At 33.3% G+C, this 1,140-nt stretch carries 2 protein-coding genes; both read left to right on the top strand.

Annotation, left to right across the window (positions count from 1 at the left end; translation table 11 throughout):
• On the top strand, window positions 1-568 hold a 568-nt coding region (locus KCG35_RS25510; protein ID WP_215822663.1), incomplete at its 5' end, for a hypothetical protein.
• Between the two features lie 41 nt (window positions 569-609).
• A partial coding sequence (locus KCG35_RS25515; protein ID WP_215822664.1) for a hypothetical protein occupies window positions 610-1,140 on the top strand: 531 nt, incomplete at its 3' end.

Below are 1,140 nucleotides of genomic sequence, written 5' to 3' on the forward strand. Positions count from 1 at the left end.
TTCAAATAAATTCGAAGCAGGAGTAACATTCGGAAATGAGCCAATTTATTGTACACCAAAGAAGAATTTTATGGAAAATATTGGTGATGGCCAAGATAATACGATTAGGTTTTATTTAGAGGGCTATACTTTTTCATATCCAAGAGATCAACGTGTTGAACCTGATTGGACTGTTTCTACTTCAAGAATCGATTTTTATATGTGCTCTCCCTTTTTCAAACCGGTAAAAGGTTTTTCGTGTAGTGATAGATTATCAAGTTTTGTTCATCTCTACTTGGGGAAAACAAACCAAATAAATGACATTGAAAAACTATACGTAGACGGTGTATATGAGAAGGGGAGAATAACCAAGGAAATTTTGGAAAGTAGAGTACAATACTATTATTCATCTTTAAATGGGCAACGTTTATTTTTAATTGATTGTTTTGATAAAGATTATCTTCAGTGTAATCACACTTTTTATAATGGTGAGTTTACCTATAGCTTTAGTCATATGCCAAAATATGTTGATCAATGGAAAACATTGCAAGATAGGTTAGTAGACGTTATTGATAGATATATCGATTAAAAATAAAGTTATTATCTTAACACATTGTGGAATGTAGTACTATGAGTTTACCAACAGTAGAAGAAATGACAAATCTGTATTTATATGGCGAGAAAACCACACCATCTGATTTATCCGATGAGTCATTAATAAGGGATAAGGATTACAGAACCCCTATTGAGGTTGATGTTAATGATTATATGGACGGTCCAGGTAGATTTGCATCCCCTGTTTTTTTCGAAACAATTAAACTGTTCTTCTCCCCGGTATCTCCTACTCTTAAACCCAGAAAATATACTGAAACGGCGATACGAGAATTATTAGGTACAAGCCAACAATTTTATACACAACAGCAATGGGCTTATAAAGATAATAAAGATGATTATGCCGAAAGAGTGTATATTTGGAATTCAGTTGCGTTCGAGATTAGCGATAAGGCTGTATTTGTCGTCGATGATGATGGAAATCGCTCTATAGAAAACTTTGCAGTTATTCCCCTTAATAGTGAAGAAACAGATCCAAAAAAAGTAGGAAAAGAAAACTTTGACTTTACGTCATCTGATGGTCCAGCAAGATTTGGTAATCCATATTTA

The organism is Zooshikella harenae (assembly GCF_018837975.1).
Lineage (GTDB): Bacteria > Pseudomonadota > Gammaproteobacteria > Pseudomonadales > Zooshikellaceae > Zooshikella > Zooshikella harenae.